The organism is Nocardiopsis sp. CC223A, from assembly GCF_030766825.1.
GTDB lineage: Bacteria > Actinomycetota > Actinomycetes > Streptosporangiales > Streptosporangiaceae > Nocardiopsis.
In genome coordinates this window covers 1-1,647 of sequence record NZ_JASFDV010000171.1, presented here as the reverse complement: position 1 = coordinate 1,647, position 1,647 = coordinate 1, and the positions used below count along the sequence as shown (strand labels likewise).

Here is a 1,647-nt window from a genome sequence, read left to right as displayed (position 1 = left end):
CGCAGAGCTGGCCCTCCTGGTCGCGGCGGCCGCGCCGGCCCGCCGGTCCCGGCCCAAGCTCGTCCGGCGGACCCGGGAGGGGTCGCTCGCCTGACCCCCGGCCCCGCCCCGGAACCGGGCGCCCGCACCCTGCCGGTGCGGGCGCCCTTCTCGTGCCCGCACCCCGTGTCCGGACCGGTGCCGCGCCGGGCCCGCGGAACTGCCGGAGAGGGTGCCGCTCCACCTGCCTTTCGTCCGCTTTGACCGGCCCTAATGTCCTTCATGACGGAGAAAAAGAGGACGGACGCCGACGCGGCGGGATATCAGGTGAAACGGAAAATGATCCCCCTTTCTTACGCACAGCGGAGGTTGTGGTTCCTGGACCGCCTGGAGGGTCCCGGTGCCACCTACAACATCCCGGTGGCCCTGCGTCTGGAGGGCGGCCTGGACCCCGCCGCGCTGGAGTCGGCCCTGGGTGACGTGGTGGAGCGCCACGAGTCGCTGCGCACCGTCTTCCCGTCCGAGAACGGCGACCCGTACCAGCGGATCCTGCCGGCGGAGTCGGCCCGCCCGGACCTGCGGGTGGAGGTGATCGATGGCGCCGACGTCGCGGCCCGGGTGGACGCGCTGGCGCAGGAGACCTTCGACCTGGAGTCGGAGCCGCCGCTGCACACGACCCTGCTGGAGGTCGGTCCGGCCGAGCACGTCCTGGTGCTGGTGGTCCACCACATCGCGGGCGACGGCTGGTCCATGGCCCCGCTGCTGCGCGACCTGTCCGATGCCTACCGGGCCCGACTGGGCGGCGGGGCCCCCGGCTGGGAGCCGCTGGAGGTCCAGTACGCCGACTACGCGCTCTGGCAGCGCGACCTCCTCGACGGCGAGGAGGACGGCGAGAGCCTGGCCGCCGAGCAGCTCGCCCACTGGAGCGGGGTGTTGGCCGACCTCCCGGACGTGCTCGAACTGCCGGTGGACCGGGCCCGCCCGGCCCGCGCCTCCCACCGCGGCGGCATGGCCCCCATCTCCCTCCCGGCCGACCTGCACCGCGACCTGCTCGCCCTCGCCCAGGAGCACGACGCCACCCTGTTCATGGTGCTCCAGTCGGCACTGGCGGCGACGCTGACCCGGATGGGCGCGGGCACCGACATCCCGTTGGGCACCCCGGTGGCCGGCCGCGCCGACGAGGCGCTGGAGGATCTGGTCGGGTTCTTCGTGAACACCCTCGTGCTGCGCACCGACACCTCCGGCGACCCCGCCTTCACGGAACTGCTGGAGCGGGTCCGGGAGCGCACGCTCGCCGACCTGGAGCACCAGGACGTGCCCTTCGACCGCCTGGTCGAGGTGCTCAATCCGGTCCGGTCGACCGCGCACCAGCCGCTGTTCCAGGTCATGGTGGCCCTCCAGAACAACGCGCGCGCCGACCTGGACCTGCCCGGGCTCACCGCTGAGGAGCTGCCCTTCTCCACCGGCACCGCCAAGTTCGACCTCACCTTCATCCTCACCGAGGAGCACGGCCCCGGTGGTGTCCCGGGCGGTCTGGGCGGCGCGCTGGAGTACGCCACCGACCTGTTCGACGCCGAGACCGCGGCCGCCCTCGTGGACCGGCTCGGCCGGGTACTGAAGGCGGTCGCGCACCGCCCGGCGGTCCCCATCGGCGAGATCGACCTCCTC

1 protein-coding gene is annotated in these 1,647 nt (G+C 73.5%); it reads left to right on the top strand.

Annotated features, from left to right (window positions below; genetic code table 11):
• Positions 1-318 precede the first annotated feature (318 nt).
• A partial coding sequence (locus QJS33_RS31195; RefSeq protein ID WP_306371660.1) for a condensation domain-containing protein occupies positions 319-1,647 on the top strand: 1,329 nt, incomplete at its 3' end.